Source organism: Cellulomonas sp. P4_H12, from assembly GCF_056400905.1.
Genome location: NZ_JBFUKJ010000022.1, coordinates 87638 through 106641 on the forward strand (window position 1 = coordinate 87638; position 19004 = coordinate 106641).

Here is a 19004-nt window from a genome sequence, read left to right on the forward strand (position 1 = left end):
GTCAGACCCGCGCCCGCACGCGACGCGGGTGGGGCGGCTCGGCGGCGTCGAGCAGGCCGGTGGCCGTGATCTCGTCGACCACGAGATCAGTCACCACGCCCGCCCGCAGGCCGGCGAGCAGCGGCGCGACCTTGTTGTCCCCGGCCACGACGCAGACGCGGCGCGGGATGCGCTGCAGCTCGACCGGCGTCGGACCGGTAGCCCGCTCGTTGAGGTGCACGTCCTGCCACGACCCGTCGGCGCGCAGGAACACGGTGCAGACGTCGCCGACGACGCCCTCGTCGTGCAGGTTCTTCACGTCCGCGTCGTCGAGGTACCCGGCCGAGTAGACGTGCGACGGCACCGCCCCCGCGACCGCGCCCACCGAGAACACCGCGATGTCCGCACGCCGCTGCATGTCGAGCACGCGGCGCACGGACCGCTCGCGCCACATGGCCGCCTTGGTGTCGGGGTAGTCGAAGAACGCGGGCACCGAGAAGTGGTGCACGGCCGCGGCGAAGGCGGTGCCGAACGTCGAGATCAGGTCGCTGGCGTACTCGATCCCGCTGGTGCGCATGTTCGCGGCACCGTTGAGCTGGACCACCGCGGAGCCGCGCGTGGGCTTGGGGGCGAGGTACCGCGAGACCGACGCGAGCGTGGTCCCCCAGGCGACGCCGAGCACCATGTCGGAGTCGAACCACGAGGACAGCAGCCGGGCCGCGGTGATGGATACCTGGTCGAGGCGCTCGATGTGGCTGGCGGAGTCGGGCACCGGCACGACGTAGGTGTCGATGCCGAACGCCGCCGCGATCGTGCGGCCCAGGCCGGGTGCACGCGTGCTCGCGGGACGCAGCGTGATCTCGACCAGCCCGGACTGCCGGGCGCGCTTGATGAGCCGGGACACGGTGGAACGCGAGGTGCCGAGGTGGCGCGCGATGACCTCCATCTTGATGTCCTGGAGGTAGTACATGGACGCCGCACGCAGCACGTCCTGCTCCCGCTCGATGTACATCGGACCCCCTCCCGCACGCGGTCCGTGCTGCACGTTTGTGCACTGCGGTTGCGCGTTCGTTCGCCTGGTGACGACGATAGCGAGCAAGCCCGCACCGGGCGAGTGGGGACAAGTGCGACAACAGAACCACCGGGGGTACCACGGATGAGGACGGCGCCGCTGACGGCCCAGGCACGACAGGACGCACTCGACGCGATGCGTGGGAGCGCGGAACGCGGGAACGAGCTCGACGTCCTGGTGATCGGAGGGGGCGTCACCGGCGCCGGGATCGCGCTCGACGCGGTCTCGCGCGGACTCTCCACCGCGATCGTCGAGGCTCAGGACTGGGCGAGCGGCACCTCGAGCCGGTCCAGCAAGCTCGTGCACGGTGGCCTGCGCTACCTGCAGATGCTCGACTTCCACCTGGTGCGCGAGGCGCTCACCGAGCGTGACCTGCTCATCAACCGCCTCGCCCCGCACCTGGTCAAGCCGGTCAGCTTCCTGTACCCGCTGGAGAACCGGGTCTGGGAGCGGGCCTACGTCGGCGCCGGCGTCGCGCTGTACGACACCCTCGCGTCGGTCACCGGCTCGAGGCGTGCGCTCCCGATCCACCGCCACCTGACCCGCAAGGGCATGGAGCGACTGTTCCCCGACCTGCGGCACGACGCCGCCATCGGTGCGGTCCGGTACTGGGACGCGAGCGTCGACGACGCCCGCCTCGTCGAGACCCTGGTCCGCACCGCCGTCAGCTACGGCGCCCACGCCGCGTCCCGCACGCAGGTCCTCGACCTGCAGACGACCACGGGGGGCGCCGTGACCGGCGCCGAGGTGGTGGACCTGGAGACCGGTGAGCGGATCGACGTCCGAGCCCGGTCCGTCATCAACGCGACCGGCGTGTGGACCGAGCAGACCGAGTCGCTCGCGGGAGCCGAGGGCGGCCTGCGGGTGCTGGCCAGCAAGGGCATCCACATCGTCGTGCCGCGCAGCCGCATCGCCGGCGACGTCGGACTGATCCTGCAGACCGAGAAGTCGGTGCTGTTCATCATCCCGTGGTCGCGGTACTGGGTGATCGGCACCACCGACACCCCGTGGGAGCAGGAGCTCGTGCACCCCGTGGCCACGAGCGCGGACATCGACTACGTCATCGAGCACGCCAACGCGGTGCTGTCCCGGCCGATCACCCGCGAGGACATCATCGGCACCTGGGCGGGGCTGCGTCCGCTGCTGCAGCCGCAGGTCAAGGCCGGCACGAGCAGCGCGAAGGTGTCCCGCGAGCACACCGTCGCCTCCCCGGCTCCCGGCTTCACGGTCATCGCCGGCGGCAAGCTCACCACCTACCGGGTCATGGCCAAGGACGCGGTCGACTTCGCCATCGGCAGCCGCGCCACCAGCCTGCCGTCCATCACGAACGACCTCCCGCTGGTCGGCGCCGAGGGGCTGCAGGTGTTCCAGCGGCAGGCCCGGGCCATCGGGCAGAAGTACGGGTGGAGCCGGCCGCGCATGGACCACCTGCTGCACCGGTACGGGTCCCTGCTGGGCGAGCTCATCGACCTCGTCGACGAGAATCCGGCGCTGGCCGAGCCGCTGGAGAACGCGGACGCGTACATCGGCGCGGAGATCGTCTACGCGGCCAGCCACGAGGGCGCGCTGCACCTCGACGACGTGCTCATGCACCGCACCCGGCTCAACTACGAGCAGGCGGACAAGGGCGTCGGCGCGCTGGAGGAGATCGCCGACCTCGTCGCCCCGGTGCTCGGCTGGGACGCGCACAAGCGCAGCCAGGAGATCGAGGCGTACCGGGCTCGCGCGGAGGCCGAGGACGCGGCGGCCCAGGAGCTCGACGACGCCGAGGCCGTGAAGGTCCGGCTGCGTGCCGCGGACGTGCCGGCGATGCTCGCCGACGAGCCGGTCGCGGCGGGCACCAAGCCGGGATCGCCGCCCGGCCGGGGATCGTCGGGTCCCGCCGGCACCTGAAGACTCCCCGCGGTCCTCCGCGGGGCGCACGTGACAACGACGTCCGTCAGAAAGGGTCGACAGTGGACTACACACAGGGAGAGGTGTTCCTCTCCGAGGTTCTCGGAACGGGCATGCTGGTGCTGCTCGGTACCGGCGTCGTCGCGAACGTCATCCTGCCGAGGAACAAGGGGTTCGACGGCGGCTGGCTGCTCATCAACTTCGGATGGGGCCTCGCGGTCTTCGCAGGCGTCTACACCGCCTTCAAGTCCGGGGCACACCTCAACCCAGCAGTGACGATCGGAATCTGGGCCAGCGGTGCCGAGACGTTCGCCCCGGACGGCCTCCCGGTCACCGTCGGCAACGGCGTGCTGTACGTCACGGCAGAGATGCTCGGCGCTGCGCTAGGAGCGCTCTTCTGCTACCTCGCCTACAAGAAGCACTTCGACGAGGACGCCGACGGCGCCACGAAGCTCGCGGTCTTCTCGACCGGCCCGGCGATCCGCTCGTACGCGTGGAACTTCATCACGGAGGTCATCGCCACGTTCGTGCTGGTCTTCGTCATCCTGGCGTTCGGCAAGACACCGTCCCAGCTCGGCCCGCTCGCCGTGGCGCTCCTCGTGGTCGGCATCGGCGCCAGCCTCGGTGGCCCCACCGGCTACGCCATCAACCCTGCTCGTGACCTCGGCCCCCGCATCGCCCACGCCCTCCTGCCCATCCGGGGCAAGGGCTCGAGCGACTGGGCATACGCCTGGGTGCCGGTCCTCGGCCCCCTCGTCGGTGGCGTCATCGCCGGCCTCGCGGCGCACGCCTACATCGGCTGACACACCGGCCACCCGCATCACCGTCGTCCCTGTCCGGGCGGCGCCACCCACCCCCCGGTGAGCGCCGTCCGGACCCCCAGAACCACCCGGAGGAATCTTCACCATGCCCGACACCAAGTACGTCCTTGCCATCGACCAGGGCACCACGAGCTCCCGCGCGATCGTCTTCGACCACTCCGGCCAGATCGTCGAGACCGGGCAGATCGAGCACGAGCAGATCTTCCCGCGCGCCGGCTGGGTCGAGCACAACGCGGAGGAGATCTGGAAGAACGTCCGTGAGGTGGTCGGCCTCGCGCTGACCCGTGCCAACCTCACGTACCGGGACCTCGCCGCGGTCGGCATCACCAACCAGCGCGAGACGGCGGTCGTCTGGGACCGGACCACCGGCAAGCCGGTCTACAACGCGATCGTCTGGCAGGACACGCGCACGCAGAAGATCGCCGAGGAGCTGGGGGCGCTCGGGGGCGGCGCCGACCGCTACAAGGCGAAGGTCGGCCTGCCGCTGGCCACCTACTTCTCGGGTCCGAAGGTCAAGTGGATCCTCGACAACGTCGAGGGCGCCCGGGCCAAGGCGGAGGCCGGTGACCTGGCGTTCGGCAACACCGACTCGTGGGTGCTGTGGAACATGACCGGCGGGGTCGACGGCGGCGTGCACGTCACCGACCCGACCAACGCCTCGCGCACCATGCTCATGGACCTCGAGACGCTGTCGTGGAACGAGGACATCGCGAACGACATGGGCATCCCGCTGTCGATGCTCCCCGAGATCAGGTCGTCGTCCGAGGTGTACGGCACGGGCCGCGAGGGCGGCATGGTCCCGGGAGTGCCGATCGCCGGTATCCTCGGCGACCAGCAGGCTGCCACCTTCGGGCAGGCGTGCTTCGAGGTCGGCATGGCCAAGAACACCTACGGCACCGGCAACTTCATGCTCATCAACACGGGCACGTCGCCGGTCCCGTCGAAGAACGGTCTGCTGACGACGGTCTGCTACAAGATCGGCGACCAGCCCACGGTGTACGCGCTCGAGGGCTCGATCGCCGTGAGCGGCTCGCTCGTGCAGTGGCTGCGCGACAACCTCGGCATCATCTCGTCGGCACCGGAGATCGAGGAGCTGGCCAAGACCGTCGACGACAACGGCGGCGCGTACTTCGTGCCCGCCTTCTCGGGCCTGTTCGCGCCGTACTGGCGGTCCGACGCCCGCGGCGCGCTCGTCGGCCTCACGCGGTACGTCAACAAGGGGCACATCGCCCGGGCCGCGCTCGAGGCGACGGCGTTCCAGACCCGCGAGGTGCTGGACGCCATGAACGCCGACTCGGGCGTCGACCTGACCGAGCTCAAGGTGGACGGCGGGATGGTCCAGGACGAGCTGCTCATGCAGTTCCAGGCGGACATCCTCGGCGTGCCCGTGGTCCGGCCGAAGGTGGCGGAGACCACCGCCCTGGGGGCGGCCTACGCGGCCGGCATCGCCGTCGGCTTCTGGAGCGGCGAGCAGGACGTCATCGACAACTGGGCCGAGGACAAGCGCTGGGAGCCGGCGATGGCCGACGACGAGCGCGACCGGCAGTACCGGAACTGGAAGAAGGCCGTCACCAAGACCTTCGACTGGGTCGACGACGACGTGAGCTGATCGCCTGGTCGACGGGCGAGGGCCGGGGTGCGACGAGGCGCCCCGGCCCTCGTCGCGTCAGTCGTCGGAGGGGGCCGCGTGCACGCCGTGCGCCGCGTGGGCGCCGTGGTGGGCGGCGTCCGGCACCGCGTCGACCGGCGCCGGGGCGGTGTGGGCGCCGGCCTTGTCGAGCGCCGCGCCCTCGATGTCGACGTTCGGGATGATCCGGTCCAGCCAGCGCGGCAGCCACCAGGCCGACGTGCCCAGCAGGGTCATGGCCGCGGGGATCATCGTCATGCGGACCACGAGGGCGTCGAAGAGGATGCCGATGGCCAGCGCGAACGCGATGGGGCTGATCTGCGCGGAGCCACTGAACACGAAGCTCGAGAACACCGAGATCATGATCAGCGCGGCCGCGAGCACCACCCGGGCGCCGTGGGCGAACCCGAGGCGCACGGCCGTCGTCGGCTCGGCGCCGTGCACGTGCTCCTCGCGCATGCGGGACACCAGGAACACCTGGTAGTCCATGGCCAGCCCGAACAGCACGCCGACCAGCAGGATCGGCAGGAAGCTCAGCAGCGGGCCCGTCGAGTCGACGTTGAACACCCCGGACAGCCAGCCCCACTGGAACACGGCCGTCGTGGCGCCGAACGCCGCGGCGATGGTGAGCAGGAAGCCGAGCACCGCGGTGACCGGCACCAGCAGCGACCGGAACGCCACGAGCAGCAGCACGATCGCGAGCCCGACGACGATGACCAGGAACACCGGGAAGGCGTCGGCCAGCTTCTCGGTGATGTCGATGTTCGCGGCCGACGCGCCGGTGACCCAGAGCTGCGTCCCGGTGCTCTCCTCGAGGGCCGGACGGGCGTCGCGGATCGCGTGCACCAGGTCGGCGGTCTCCTCGGAGTCCGGGGCGCCGGTGGGGATGACGACGACCAGCGCGGCCTCCGCACCCTCGGCCGCGCCGGGCGCCGCGATGGGTGCCGCGTAGGCGACGTCGGGCAGCGCGGAGACCGTCGTCGTCACGGCCTGGACGGCCGCGGGCAGCGCGGAGGGGTCGTCCTGCGCGTCGACGAGCACGACGAGCGGTCCGTTGAAGCCCGGGCCGAAGCCCTCGGCGAGCATCTCGAAGGCGCGGCGGTCGCCGGAGCCCTCGGGCTCGCGGCCGGCGTCGGGCAGGCCCAGCCGCAGGCTCAGCGCCGGGATCGCGATGGTGAGCAGCACGATCGCGGAGGCGACCAGGGTGAGGATCGGGTGGGTGGTGACGAACGTGCCCCACCGGTTGCGCGCCTCCCGCGAGTGCTCCGCCTGCCTCAGCGCACGGCCGCGGGGCCGCAGCCGCTCGCCGGCGAAGCCCATCAGCGCGGGCAGCAGCGTGATGGCCACGAGCACGGCGATGACGACGGTGCCCGCGGCCGCGAGGCCCATGGCGGCGAGGAACGGGATACCCGTGACGGTGAGGGCGGCGAGCGCGATGACCACGGTGGTCCCGGCGAACACGACCGCGCTGCCCGCGGTGCCGACGGCGTGGCCGGCGGACTCGAGCGGGTCCATCCCGTCGGCCAGCTGCTGGCGGTGGCGGGAGAGCAGGAAGAGCGCGTAGTCGATGCCGACCGCGAGGCCGAGCATGAGCGCGAGGGTCAGCGTGGACGACGAGATCTCCGTGACGGCCGACAGGGACAGCACCCCGGCGATGCCGATGCCGACCCCGAGCAGCGCGGTGAGGATCGGCATGCCGGCGGCGAGCAGCGACCCGAAGGTGACCACGAGGACGACGAGCGCGACGACGAGCCCGAGCGCCTCGGTGGGGCCGGCCAGCTCGAGCGGCTCGGTGAACGRCCCGCCGGACAGCGCGACCTCGTAGCCGTCGGCCTCGAGCTGGTCGGCGGCGGCCTCCAGCGCGTCCGTGGTCGCCGTCGGCACGTCGTCGAGGCCCACCGTGAACTGCACGTCGACGTACAGCACGCTGCCGTCCGGCGCGACGGCCTGGCTGGCCACCGGGTCGGACATGCCGGCGACGTCCGGCGCGTCGGCCACCGGCGCCAGCGCCGTCATGACGTCCTGGATGCCGGTGCCCTGGAGGAACGACTCACCCTCGGGCGCGCCCACGACGACGCGCGCGCTGGAGGGCGCGTCGACGTCCTGCGCCTGCGACGTGCTGCTGGACCCGACGCCCGCGGCCTGGTCACCGAGCCGCTCGGCGACGAGCGCCTGAGCCTTGTCCGACTCCGTGCCCGGGATCGAGAACGAGTTCGAGAGGTTCAGCCCCGACGAGACCGCCCCGAAGCCGGCCGCAGCGAGGATCAGCACCCAGCTCACGAGCACGATCCAGCGGTGGCGGTAGCTTCCCCGGCCCAGACGGTCCAGCACGCGTGCCATGTTCACTCCTTGGTCGACCGGTGCAGGCTACCCGACAAGTGTTGGTTATTCGGCGGTGGCAAGATGTGACGCGTGACCATCCAGGACGAAGGCGCCCGCGTCGACCCCCGGGTGCTCCGCACGCGCCGGCTGCTCCAGGATGCCCTGCTGGCCCTCGCGAGGGAACGCAGTCTCGACGAGATCACGGTCGCCGACGTCGCCGACCGCGCGACCGTGAACCGCAGCACGTTCTACCAGCACTACCCCGACACCGACACGCTGCTGGCGGACGCGCTCGACGCGCAGGCCGCGCTGGTCGGCGCCGACCTCACCCAGATCCGGCCGGGCGCGACCGCCGACGACGCTCCCGAGGTGCTGGTCCGCTACGCCACCCACGTCGCCGAGAACGTCGGCCTGTACCGCAGCGCGCTCGGCGAGCACGGCTCCCCCGTCGCGGTCACCCGCCTGCGCCGGCGCATCGCGGCGCTCGCCCTCGAGGGGCTGGAGCTGCATGGCTCCCCGCCCGCCCTCGCCGCCCTGCCGAAGCCGATCGCTGCCGCGGCGCTGGCGGGATCCGTCATCGGTGTGCTMGTCGCGTGGCTCGAGCGCGAGCCGCTGCCCCCCGCGCACGATGCGGCCTCCTGGGCGTGGTCGGCGGTGAGCGGCTGGCCCGCGGGCTGACCGCCCGTTCCTCCGGTCTCAGCTGAAGTACGCGCCGCCGTTGACGTCGAGGACGGTGCCGGTGACGAACGCCGCGCCGTCGGAGGCGAGGTAGACCACGGCCTCGGCGACGTCGTCCGCGGCGCCGGCCCGGTTCAGCGCCGACGCGGCCACGGCGGCACGCTGGGCCGGTTCGGGGGTGTGCGCCGCGTGCAGCGGGGTGCCGGCGACGAAGCCCGGCGCGACGACGTTCACGGTGATCCGCCGCGGGCCGAGCTCKCGGGCCAGCGCCCGGCTGAAGCCCTCGAGGGCGGCCTTGGCGGTGGAGTAGGCGACCATCCCGGTCCCGCCGCCGCTGCGGGCCGCCTGCGCGCCGACCGTGATGATCCGGCCACCGTCCGGCATGACCGCGAGCGCGGCCCGGGTGACGTAGAACGCCGACGACAGGTTGAGGTCGAGCACGCCGTGCCAGTGGGCGTCGTCCATGGCCGCGACGTTGCGGCGCTCGACCGGACCGCCCACGGTGTTGACCAGGATGTCGATGCCGCCGCCGAGCACGGCCGCCGCGTCACTGACCGCCTTGTCGACGTCCCAGCTGCGCCGCGCGTCGACCTGGAACGACGCCGCCGTGCGCCCCTCGTCCTTGATCTCGGCGACGACCGCGGTGGCGTCGTGCGACAGGTGCGTGATCGCCACGTCCGCTCCCGCCCTGGCCAGGGCGAGCGCCGTCGCCCGCCCGATCCCCGAGGCTCCGCCCGTGACGAGCGCGCGACGGCCGGTGAGCGCCTGCTCCACCTGTTCGACCTCCTTGGCTGACGTTGAGCGCACGGTACGGGAGCGGTTCGTCCCGCTCAACACGTCGATGTCCGAATCATCCGGATGCGTGTCTGTGGGCGCCGGCCGGTAGCGTCCTACCCCATGCGTCTGGCCACCTGGAACATCAACTCGATCCGTGCCCGCACCGACCGCGCGGTCGCCTTCCTCGAGCGGACGGGGGTCGACGTGCTGGCCCTGCAGGAGACCAAGGTCAAGGACGAGCAGTTCCCGCGGGAGGCGTTCGAGGCGCTCGGCTACGAGGTGGCCACCAGCGGGTTCTCCCAGTGGAACGGCGTCGCCATCGTGAGCAAGGTCGGCCTCGAGGACGTCGAGGTCGGCTTCCCCGGCATGCCGACGTGGGGGGACCCCGCGGCGGCCGAGGCCCGGGCGCTCGGCGCGACGTGCGGCGGCGTGCGGGTGTGGAGCCTGTACGTGCCGAACGGTCGGGAGGTCGGGGACCCGCACTACGCCTACAAGCTCGACTGGCTCGGCCGCCTGCGCGACGCCGCCGCGGGCTGGCTGGCCGCCGACGCCGAGGCGCAGGTCGCCCTCGTCGGCGACTGGAACATCGCGCCCCTGGACACCGACGTGTGGGACATCGGCTTCTTCGCCGGTCGCACGCACGTGACGCCGGCCGAGCGCGAGGCGTTCACCGCGATCGGCGGCGCCGGTTACACCGAGGTCTCGCGCGTGCACCTCCCGGCCGAGCACACCTACACGTACTGGGACTACCAGCAGCTCCGGTTCCCCCGGAACGAGGGCATGCGCATCGACCTGACCTACGCGACGCCCGCGCTGGCCGCCCGGGTGACCGGCGTGAGCATCGAGCGCAACGAGCGCAAGGGGAAGGCGCCGTCGGACCACGTGCCCGTCGTCCTCGAGATCGCCGACTGACGCCGGGGGGCGGCCGGGTGACGTCGGTGGAAAGACCGGTCGGCGCGGGGGCGCGGTGGGCTAGGTTGCGCGCATGAGCAACGAGCCTGGGGGGCCGGCTCCGGTTCCCGACCCCTACGCCGCCCCCGACCCGGCGGCGACCGCGCCCGTGCCCGCCGCGCCGCCAGGCGCCTACGAGCCGATGCCGCCCGGCGCGTATGAGCCCGCGCCGCCCGGCGCGTACGAGCCGGTGCCGCCCAGCGCGTACGGGCCCACGCCGCCGCCGGTCGCGCCGTACGGCGCCCCTCAGCCCGCTCCCCCGTACGGCGCCGCCCCTCAGTACGGCGCTCCCGAGTACGGCGCCGCGCCGCAGTACGGCGCACCCCAGTACGGAGCCCCGCAGTACGGAGCTCAGCCGCAGTACGGTGCACCGCCCGCGTACGGCACGCCGCAGTACGGTGCACCCGGCTACGGCGCGCAGCCGTACGGGTACGGGCAGCCATACGTCTCGCCGCCCGTCGAGGGCATGGCCATCGCCTCGTTCGTCACCAGCACGGCGGGGCTGCTGTTCCTCGGCGGCCTGCCGGGCCCGGTCGGCCTCGGGCTGGGCATCGCGGCGCTGCGCCGCATCAAGGTGTCCGGCAAGGCGGGTCGCGGGTGGGCCATCGCGGGCATCGCGATCGGCGCCGTCGGGATCCTCTGGCTCCTCGCGATCGTCGCCTACTTCGTCGTCATCGCCGTGATCCTCGGCAGCGCCGCCACCTCGTCGGGCTTCTGGGACGAGGTCCAGCAGGGAACCGACGAGGGCTCGTCCGGGGCGGACGGCGACACCACGCTCCCCGACTTCACACTCCGCACGGACCTGACGACGGGCACCTGCCTGACCACGTTCGCGGAGAGCTACGACATGAGCGACACCGAACCCGTCGCGTGCGAGGTGCCGCACGACGCCGAGGTCGTCGGCCTGGTCCCGATGTCCGGGCCGGTCACGCTCGATGCCGAGGACGAGAACGACCCGGCGTACTGGGACGCCTGGGACGCGTGCGACCAGCTCACCGAGTCCCTGCTGCCCGACTACTTCGCGGACGGCGACATCAGCCTGTACTACCCGCACCCGGACGACTTCGCGGCCGGGACCACGAACGCGTACTGCGTCTACTACGGCAACGAGCCCGGCATGACGGGCTCGGCGACCACCGGGACGCTCCAGCTGGCCGGCGCCGGGACCGCATCCTGACCGGTCCCCACCAGCCCTACGCCTACCCCGAACCGCACTACGCGCCCGGGTGGGCAGCACCGCGCCCGCCGCTCGAGCCGACGTCCGTGTGGTCGCTGGTCACCGGCCTGCTCGGGCTCGGGCCGGTCGCGCTGGTCCTCGGCGTCGTGGCCCTGCGCCGGATCGGCCGGCGGCACACGCGCGGACGCGGTCTGGCGATCGCGGGCGCCGTGCTCGGGATCGTCGAGACGGTGGCCCTGGTCGTCGTCGGAACGGTCCTGGTGCTCACCGCGCTGGCCACCCGGCCGCTGCCCGCCGACGTCCCCGCAGCCCGGGACGCCCACGCGCAGCAGCTGGTCACCGGCAACTGCCTCGCGACCGTGCCCGACGACGGGCCGGTGGACTCGGTCCGCGTCGTCCCGTGCGCCGGTCCGCACGAGGCCCAGGTGGTCACCGAGTACCCCTTCGCCGCCGACGCCGTGTGGCCCGGTCAGCAGGCGGCCGACGCCCGCGTCGCCCGGGCGTGCGTGCTCGACGATGCGGAGGTCGCCGAAGGGGTCCGGACCGTGACCTGGTCGCCGACCGAGGACTCGTGGGCCGACGGCGACCGCGTCGGCCTGTGCCTGGCGGTCGTCGACGGCGGCGGGGTCACCGGCTCGTTCCTGGACGGGACCGCGAACCTCCCCTGAGCGACGCGCGCCCGTCGGGACGCGGCCTGGTCCTGTCGAGCCGAGCCGTGCCCGGACGTCATCGCAGCAACCGCGTCTCGCCAGACACTTACCAGGTGGTAGGAATTGAGTTAGGGTGGCGGGACGACGAACCCACCGAGGAAGGTGCCCCGCAATGTCGCAGGTCTTCGATGTCGAACGCGTGCTGGCTCAGCTGACCCTGGAGGAGAAGGCGTCGCTGACGTCCGGCTCCGACTTCTGGCACACGCAGGGCGTCGAGCGCGCTGGGGTGCCCGCCGTCATGGTGACCGACGGGCCGCACGGTCTGCGCAAGCAGGCGGAGGACGCCGACCACCTCGGGCTCGGCAACTCGGTGCCGGCCACCTGCTTCCCCACCGCCGCCGCGCTCGGCTCGTCGTGGGACGTCGAGCTGGTCACGCGCGTCGGCGAGGCGCTCGGCCGCGAGACCCGCGCCAACGACGTCGCCGTGCTGCTGGGCCCGGGCGTCAACATCAAGCGCACCCCGCTCGGCGGCCGCAACTTCGAGTACGTCTCGGAGGACCCCGTGGTCGCGGGCGAGGTGGCGACGGCGATCGTCCGCGGCATCCAGAGCCAGGGCGTCGGCACGTCGCTCAAGCACTTCGCGGCGAACAACCAGGAGTCCGACCGCATGCGCGTCTCGGCCGAGGTCGACGAGCGGACGCTGCGGGAGATCTACCTGCCCGCGTTCGAGCGCGTGGTGACGAACGCGCAGCCGTGGACCGTGATGTGCGCGTACAACAAGGTCAACGGCACGTACGCGTCCGAGAACCACTGGCTGCTCACGGAGATCCTGCGCGACGAGTGGGCGTTCGAGGGTCTGGTCGTCTCCGACTGGGGCGCCGTGCACGACCGCGTCCCGGCGCTCGCCGCGGGCCTGGACCTGCAGATGCCCGCCGCCGGCCCGCGTCCCGACGAGGAGGTCGTGGCCGCCGTCCGCGACGGCTCGCTGGACGAGGCTGTCCTGGACGTGGCCGCGCGCCGGGTCCTCGACCTGGTCGCGAAGTCGCTGCCCGGCATCGAGGCGGACGACTCCTTCGACGTCGACGCCCACCACGAGCTCGCCCGCGAGGCCGCGGCCGCCGGGTCCGTCCTGCTGAAGAACGACGGGGGCCTGCTGCCGCTGAGCACCGCCGACGGCGTCGCCGTGATCGGCGAGTTCGCCCGCACGCCGCGCTACCAGGGCGCGGGTTCGTCGCAGGTGAACCCGACCCGGCTCGACGTCCCGCTCGACGCGCTGCGGGCGACCGGCGGCGAGTACCCGTTCGCGGCCGGCTTCACCATCGCGGGCGGCCCGGACGGTGACGACGAGGCGCTCCTCGCCGAGGCCGTGTCGGTGGCCCGCGACGCCGCGACCGTCGTCCTGTTCCTCGGCCTGCCCGGCCCCGACGAGTCGGAGGGCTACGACCGCCCTCGTCTCGGCCTGCCCGACAACCAGGTCGGGGTCCTGCGCGCGGTCGCGGACGTCAACCCGCGCGTGGTCGTCGTCCTCGCCAACGGCTCCGCCGTGAGCGTGACGGCCTGGCGCGACCTCGCGCCGGCGATCCTCGAGACGTGGCTCGGCGGCCAGGCGGGCGGCTCGGCCGTCGCCGACCTGCTCCTCGGCGTCCGCACGCCGTCCGGCAAGCTCACGGAGACGATCCCCCACCGCCTCGAGGACACCCCGGCGTTCGGCAACTTCCCGGGCGAGGCCGGCGTCGTCCGCTACGGCGAGGGCGTGCTCGTGGGCTATCGCTGGTACGACACCCGCGTCATGGACGTGGCCTACCCGTTCGGGCACGGGCTCTCGTACACGACGTTCGGCTACCGCGACGTCACCGCGACCGCCGACGGCACCGACGTGACCGTCTCCGCCACCATCACGAACACCGGCGCGGTCGCCGGCGCCGAGGTGGTCCAGGTCTACGTCCGCGACCCGCAGGCGGCCGTGGTGCGGCCGACGCGCGAGCTCAAGGCGTTCGCCAAGGTCGCCCTCGAGCCGGGCGAGTCCCGCGAGGTCACGTTCTCGCTGACCCGCCGCGACCTCTCGTACTGGCACCCCGGCCTGCACCGCTGGGTGGTCGAGGGCGGCGAGTTCGTCGTCGAGGTCGGGGCGTCGTCGCGGGACATCCGCGGGTCCGTCTCGCTGGACGTCGAGGGCGAGCCGCTGTGGGGCGAGCTCACGCCGATGTCGACCATCGAGGAGTGGTTCGCGCACCCGGTCGGCGGACCGCTGCTGCAGGCCGCCCTGGTCCCGCCGGCCGACATGGGCCCGCTCGACGAGACGATGCAGGCGATGATCCTGCAGATGCCCGCCAAGGTGATCGCCGACTTCGGGCTGGCCGGGTTCGACCGCCAGGCGCTGGACACCATGGTGGCCAAGGTCGCCGCCGGCTGACCCTCGAGAACGGCACGACGCCGCGAGAACGGCACAACGAGCTGCCGTTCTCGCGGCGATCTGCCGTTCTCAGCGGCGACGGGAGGCGCACGGCGGCCCGGCCCGGCTGGGACACTCGGCCCATGGACCTGGACCCGGTGCTCGCCGCGCTCGACTCCGCGGGGGTCTGGCTCGATCCCGGGCTGACCGACGAGGAGATCGCCGATGTCGAGCGGCGATTCGGGTTCACGTTCTGCGCCGACCACCGCGCCATGCTCACCCTCGCCGTCCCGGTCGGCGACGGCTGGCCGGACTGGCTGGACGACGACGTGGCACCGCTGCGCGCGCGGCTGGCGTGGCCCGTCGACGGGGTCGTGCACGACGTCCTGCACGACGACTTCTGGCCGGCTTCGTGGGGTCCGCGGCCGCCCGACGACCGCGAGGCCGCAGCTCGTCGGCACCTCGCGGCCGCGCCGACCATGGTCCCGGTGCACGCGCACCGCTACCTGCCGAGCGGCCCGGCGCCCTCGGGCACGCCGGTCTTCTCGATCTACCAGACGGACGTCATCTACTACGGCGCCGACCTGGCCGACTACCTGACCCGTGAGTTCCTGCACCGGTCGGCGCCGGTCGCGATGCCGGACGCGTCGCTCCGGACCCCGTTCTGGTCGGACCTGGCCGAGGGCATCGACCCCGGCGCGATCTGACCGGGCCCGCGGCGCCCAGCCGAGCTCGCGGCTCCCAGCCGAGCTCGTGAGTCCCAGCCGAGCTCGTGAGCTCAGACCGGCGACCTCGACCCGCAGTCACGAGCTCGGCGCCGTTCGACGGCCGGTCAGTCCGTCAGCAGGGCGGCGAACTGCGCGCGGAGCACGGACGCCATGTCCGGGCGGGCGTCGGGGGTGTCGGCGGCGAGCAGCCACTGGATCTGCATGCCGTCCATGACGGCGATGATCAGGCGTGCGGCGGTGAGCGGGTCGATGCCGGGGCGGAGGCGTCCCTCGTCCCGCCAGCGCGCGAACTCGGTCTCCGACAGGGCGATCACCCGGCGGTAGCGGTCCTGGAAGAACGCGTGCGCGGGGTGGTCGGGCGAGGTCGCCTCGGCGGAGAGCGTCGCGAAGAGCTCGACGATGCCCGGGCGGCCCACGTTGCGCTCGATGAGCCGCGCGAGGCTCTCGAAGTAGTCGTGCCCCGCGGCGAGGTCGGCCTCGAAGGCCAGGGAGTCGACCTCGTCGCGACGCTCGAGGACCGCAGCGAGCAGCACGGCCTTGCTGGAGAAGTGGTGCAGCAGGCCGGGGTGCGAGATGCCGACGCGCGAGGCGACCTCCCGCAGCGACGCGGTGTGATAGCCCACCTCGCCGAACAGCTGCATGGCCGCGTCGAGGATGTCCTCGCGGGTCGCGCGGCCCTTGGCGTAGCCGCCCGAGCGCGGGGATGCGGTCGTGACCTCGGTCGTCATGCCCTCAGGATCGCACGCCGACGTCAATTCCGACCAGATGGTAAGTAGCCTCTTCCCTCAATTCCGACCAGATGGTAACTTCCCTACTTACCACGTGGTCGGGATTCAAGGACGCACCGACCCGCCGTCCGACACAGGAGTCGACGCATGGCCCTCTCGCAGCCCACGGCGCCGCTGACCGGCGCAGCCCAGGCGGTCCCCACCGCCACCACCCCGCCGCCCGCCGGCCGCGAACCGCGCAGCTACCTCCCGTTCCTCGGGGTGGCCAACCTCGGCGTCTACATGGCGCTGCTGACGCCCGTCATGGTGTCGATGGCGTTCAAGATCGACCACCTGGTGGGCGCGGACGCCGCCCCGGCCGCGCTCGGCACGGTCATGGGCGTCGGCGCGCTGTTCGCCCTCGTCTGCAACCCGCTGGCCGGCCGCCTGTCCGACCGGACGACGAGCCGGCTCGGCATGCGCCGCCCGTGGATCCTCGGCGGCGCGATCGTCGGCGCCGCGGCCCTGACCGTCGTCGGCACCGCGCAGTCCGTCGCCCTGGTGCTGGTGGGGTGGTGCGTGGCGCAGGCCGCGTTCAACGCCGTGCTCGCCGCCGCCAACGCGACCATCCCCGACCAGGTGCCGGTCGAGCGCCGCGGCAAGGTGTCCGGCCTGGTCGGGATGGCGACACCGCTCGCCATCCTGCTCGGCAGCGTCATCGTCAACCAGATCTCCGCCGACGCCGCGAGGTTCATCGTCCCCGCCGCCCTGGGCCTGATCTTCTCGCTGCTGTTCGCCGCCGTGCTGCGCGACCGCCGACTCGAGCAGGCGCCCGCGCAGAGGTTCACCGTCGGGCAGTTCTTCGGCTCGTTCGTCTTCAACCCGCGCAAGCACCCCGACTTCGGCTGGACCTGGCTCACCAAGTTCATGGTGATGTTCGGGTACGCCGGCATCGCGACGTTCCTGCCGTACTACCTCGTCGGCAAGTTCGACCTGTCGGAGCAGGAGGCCACCGGCGTCATCCTCACCGCGACGTTCGCCTCGGTGGTCGGCATGGTCATCTCCAGCCCGGTCGGCGGCATCCTGTCCGACCGGTTCAGCAAGCGCCGGCCCTTCGTCGCCGCCGCCGGCGCGATCATGGCCGTCGGACTCGTGATCCTCGCGTTCGCCCCGAGCATCGCGCTGGTCGTGCTCGGCCAGGCGATCATCGGCCTCGGCGCCGGCGCGTTCTTCTCCGTCGACATCGCGCTGGCCACGCAGGTGCTGCCCACCAAGGAGGACACCGCCAAGGACCTCGGCGTCCTCAACATCGCCAACGCCCTGCCGCAGTCGCTCGCCCCCGCGATGGCCCCCGCCATCCTGGCGGTCGGCGCGACCCTGCCCATGGGCGAGTACCCCACCTGGTACCTGTTCGGCGCGGTGGTCGCGCTGGCCGGTGCCGTGCTCGTCTACCGGATCAAGGGTGTGCGCTGATGACCACGACCGACGAGACGTACGTCTACCAGGACGCCGCCGTGCCGGTGGAGGACCGGGTCGAGGACCTGCTCGCGCGCATGACGCTCGAGGAGAAGGCCGGCCAGCTGTTCCAGCACATGATCACGGCCGGGCCCCTGACCGAGAGCGACCCGGTCTTCGGCCTGCCGTCGGCCGACGAGTACGTGAACACCAAGCACATGACCCACTGGAACCTCCTCGGTGTCCCGGGCAGCGCCCGCGAGCTCGCCGAGTGGCACAACCGGCTCCAGGCGCTCTGCGCGCAGACGCGGCTCGGCATCCCCGCCACGATCGCGACGGACCCCCGGCACGCGTTCACCGACAACCCGGGGACCGCGCTCCTGTCCGGTCCGTTCTCCCAGTGGCCCGAGACCCTCGGGCTGGCGGCGACGCGCGACGAGGCGCTCATGGAGCGGCACGCCGACATCGCACGCCAGGAGTACCTGGCCGTCGGTCTGCGCACCGCCCTGCACCCGCAGGTCGACCTCGCCACCGAGCCCCGGTGGGCCCGCGCCAACGGGACGTTCGGCGAGGACGCGACGTTGACGGGCCGGATGGGCGCTGCGTACGTGCGCGGGTTCCAGGGTCCCGACTTCGGCACGGACAGCGTCTCGACGATGACGAAGCACTTCCCCGGCGGCGGCCCGCAGAAGGACGGCGAGGACCCGCACTTCGCCTACGGTCGCGAGCAGGTCTACCCGGGCGGGCGGTTCGCCGAGCACCTGGAGCCGTTCAAGGCGCTGCTGGCGGCCGGGACGCGGCAGATGATGCCGTACTACGGCATGCCGGTCGGCTTGGAGGGTGTCCCGGAGGTGGGCTTCGGCTTCAACAAGCCGATCCTCGACCTTCTTCGCGACGACCTGGGCTTCGACGGGATCATCTGCACCGACTGGGGCCTGGTGTCCGACGCCGAGGTGTTCGGGCAGCCCTTCCCGGCCCGCGCCTGGGGCGTCGAGCACCTGTCGGTCGAGGACCGCGTGGCGCTGATCCTCCACGCCGGCGCCGACCAGCTGGGCGGCGAGTCGTGCCCCGAGGTGGTCGTCGCGCTCGTCGAGCGGGGCCGCATCTCCGAGGAGCGGGTCGACGCCTCCGTCCGACGCCTGCTCCGCGAGAAGTTCCTGCTGGGGCTCTTCGACGAGCGCCGCTACGTCGACGTCGAGGCGGCCTCGGCCCTCGTCGGCAACGACGGGTTCCGCGCCGCCGGGCTCGCCGCCCAGGCCGCGGCGGTGACGGTCCTGACCAACGACGGCATCCTGCCGCTGGCCCCGGGCCTGCGGATCTACGCCGAGGGGTTCGAGGGCACCGTCGACGACCCCGCGGACGCCGACGTCGCCATCCTGCGGCTGCAGGCACCGTTCGAGCCGCGCGGACCCGGGTTCGAGGCGTTCTTCCACGCCGGCTCGTTGGACTTCCCCGCCGACGAGATCGCGCGCATCAACGCGATCAGCGCGGTCGTCCCGACGATCCTCGACGTGCACCTCGACCGGCCGGCGATCCTCACGCCGCTGGTGGACCAGGCCGCGGCGGTCGTCGTGAACTTCGGCGCAGGTGTGGGCCCGCTGCTGGAGGCCCTCGCAGGTGCCGCGCGCGGGAGGCTGCCGTTCGACCTCCCCCGGTCGATGGCCGCGGTCGAGGCGTCGCGCGAGGACGTGCCGTTCGACACCGCCGACCCGCTGTTCCGGTTCGGGCACGGCCTGCCGATCTGACGGTGCGGTGCGGCGGGGTTCAGTGGGTAG

At 72.6% G+C, this 19004-nt stretch carries 15 protein-coding genes; 11 read left to right on the forward strand and 4 right to left on the reverse strand.

What is annotated here, in order from left to right; translation table 11 throughout:
- Position 1: 1 nt before the first annotated feature.
- On the reverse strand, positions 2-991 hold the full coding sequence (locus AC1DQC_RS13770) for a sugar-binding transcriptional regulator (protein ID WP_477051810.1): 990 nt from the start codon (positions 989-991) through the stop codon (positions 2-4).
- A gap of 144 nt (positions 992-1135) precedes the next feature.
- On the opposite strand from AC1DQC_RS13770, the gene AC1DQC_RS13775 reads away from it, so the two are divergent.
- From AC1DQC_RS13775 to glpK, 3 genes are all read left to right on the forward strand, one after another.
- Complete coding sequence (locus tag AC1DQC_RS13775; protein ID WP_477051811.1) at positions 1136-2944, forward strand: glycerol-3-phosphate dehydrogenase/oxidase; 1809 nt, start codon at positions 1136-1138, stop codon at positions 2942-2944.
- Positions 2945-3057: 113 nt separating this feature from the next.
- Positions 3058-3747: an MIP/aquaporin family protein gene (locus AC1DQC_RS13780; protein WP_477051841.1), complete on the forward strand. Its 690-nt coding sequence runs from the start codon at positions 3058-3060 to the stop codon at positions 3745-3747.
- 103 nt (positions 3748-3850) lie between these two features.
- Positions 3851-5374 carry a glycerol kinase GlpK gene (gene glpK / locus AC1DQC_RS13785; RefSeq protein WP_477051812.1) on the forward strand — a complete coding sequence of 508 codons (1524 nt, stop codon included), beginning with the start codon at positions 3851-3853 and terminating at the stop codon, positions 5372-5374.
- A 57-nt stretch (positions 5375-5431) separates the two neighbouring features.
- Here glpK and AC1DQC_RS13790 read toward each other — a convergent pair whose 3' ends face one another.
- Complete coding sequence (locus AC1DQC_RS13790; protein ID WP_477051813.1) at positions 5432-7732, reverse strand: MMPL family transporter; 2301 nt, start codon at positions 7730-7732, stop codon at positions 5432-5434.
- A 72-nt stretch (positions 7733-7804) separates the two neighbouring features.
- Here AC1DQC_RS13790 and AC1DQC_RS13795 point away from each other — a divergent pair, with 72 nt between their 5' ends.
- Positions 7805-8392, forward strand: coding sequence for a TetR/AcrR family transcriptional regulator (locus tag AC1DQC_RS13795; RefSeq protein ID WP_477051814.1), 588 nt, complete (start codon positions 7805-7807; stop codon positions 8390-8392).
- An 18-nt stretch (positions 8393-8410) separates the two neighbouring features.
- Here AC1DQC_RS13795 and AC1DQC_RS13800 read toward each other — a convergent pair whose 3' ends face one another.
- Positions 8411-9166: an SDR family NAD(P)-dependent oxidoreductase gene (locus AC1DQC_RS13800; protein WP_477051815.1), complete on the reverse strand. Its 756-nt coding sequence runs from the start codon at positions 9164-9166 to the stop codon at positions 8411-8413.
- Positions 9167-9289: 123 nt separating this feature from the next.
- Between AC1DQC_RS13800 and AC1DQC_RS13805 the strand changes: the two genes are divergently transcribed.
- The 5 genes from AC1DQC_RS13805 to AC1DQC_RS13825 all read left to right on the forward strand — a co-directional run bounded on the left by AC1DQC_RS13805 (position 9290) and on the right by AC1DQC_RS13825 (position 15046).
- Complete coding sequence (locus AC1DQC_RS13805) at positions 9290-10081, forward strand: exodeoxyribonuclease III (protein ID WP_477051816.1); 792 nt, start codon at positions 9290-9292, stop codon at positions 10079-10081.
- Positions 10082-10154: 73 nt separating this feature from the next.
- Positions 10155-11297: a DUF4190 domain-containing protein gene (locus tag AC1DQC_RS13810; protein WP_477051817.1), complete on the forward strand. Its 1143-nt coding sequence runs from the start codon at positions 10155-10157 to the stop codon at positions 11295-11297.
- Positions 11298-11383: 86 nt separating this feature from the next.
- Complete coding sequence (locus AC1DQC_RS13815) at positions 11384-11965, forward strand: DUF4190 domain-containing protein (protein ID WP_477051818.1); 582 nt, start codon at positions 11384-11386, stop codon at positions 11963-11965.
- 154 nt (positions 11966-12119) lie between these two features.
- A complete protein-coding gene (locus AC1DQC_RS13820) occupies positions 12120-14360 on the forward strand; it encodes an aryl-beta-d-glycosidase (RefSeq protein ID WP_477051819.1) in 2241 nt (746 codons plus the stop codon).
- A gap of 122 nt (positions 14361-14482) precedes the next feature.
- Entirely contained in the window at positions 14483-15046 is a 564-nt protein-coding gene (locus AC1DQC_RS13825) for a hypothetical protein (RefSeq protein WP_477051820.1), read from the forward strand.
- Positions 15047-15171: 125 nt separating this feature from the next.
- Here the strand turns inward: AC1DQC_RS13825 and AC1DQC_RS13830 are convergent, their stop codons facing one another.
- Complete coding sequence (locus AC1DQC_RS13830) at positions 15172-15795, reverse strand: TetR/AcrR family transcriptional regulator (RefSeq protein WP_477051821.1); 624 nt, start codon at positions 15793-15795, stop codon at positions 15172-15174.
- A gap of 147 nt (positions 15796-15942) precedes the next feature.
- On the opposite strand from AC1DQC_RS13830, the gene AC1DQC_RS13835 reads away from it, so the two are divergent.
- Both AC1DQC_RS13835 and AC1DQC_RS13840 read left to right on the forward strand, forming a co-directional pair.
- Positions 15943-17247 (forward strand): MFS transporter, encoded by a 1305-nt coding sequence (locus AC1DQC_RS13835; RefSeq protein ID WP_477051822.1) that lies wholly within the window; start codon positions 15943-15945, stop codon positions 17245-17247.
- Complete coding sequence (locus AC1DQC_RS13840) at positions 17247-18974, forward strand: glycoside hydrolase family 3 protein (RefSeq protein ID WP_477051823.1); 1728 nt, start codon at positions 17247-17249, stop codon at positions 18972-18974. Before AC1DQC_RS13835 ends, AC1DQC_RS13840 begins: the two co-directional genes overlap by 1 nt.
- The last annotated feature ends 30 nt before the right edge of the window (positions 18975-19004 follow it).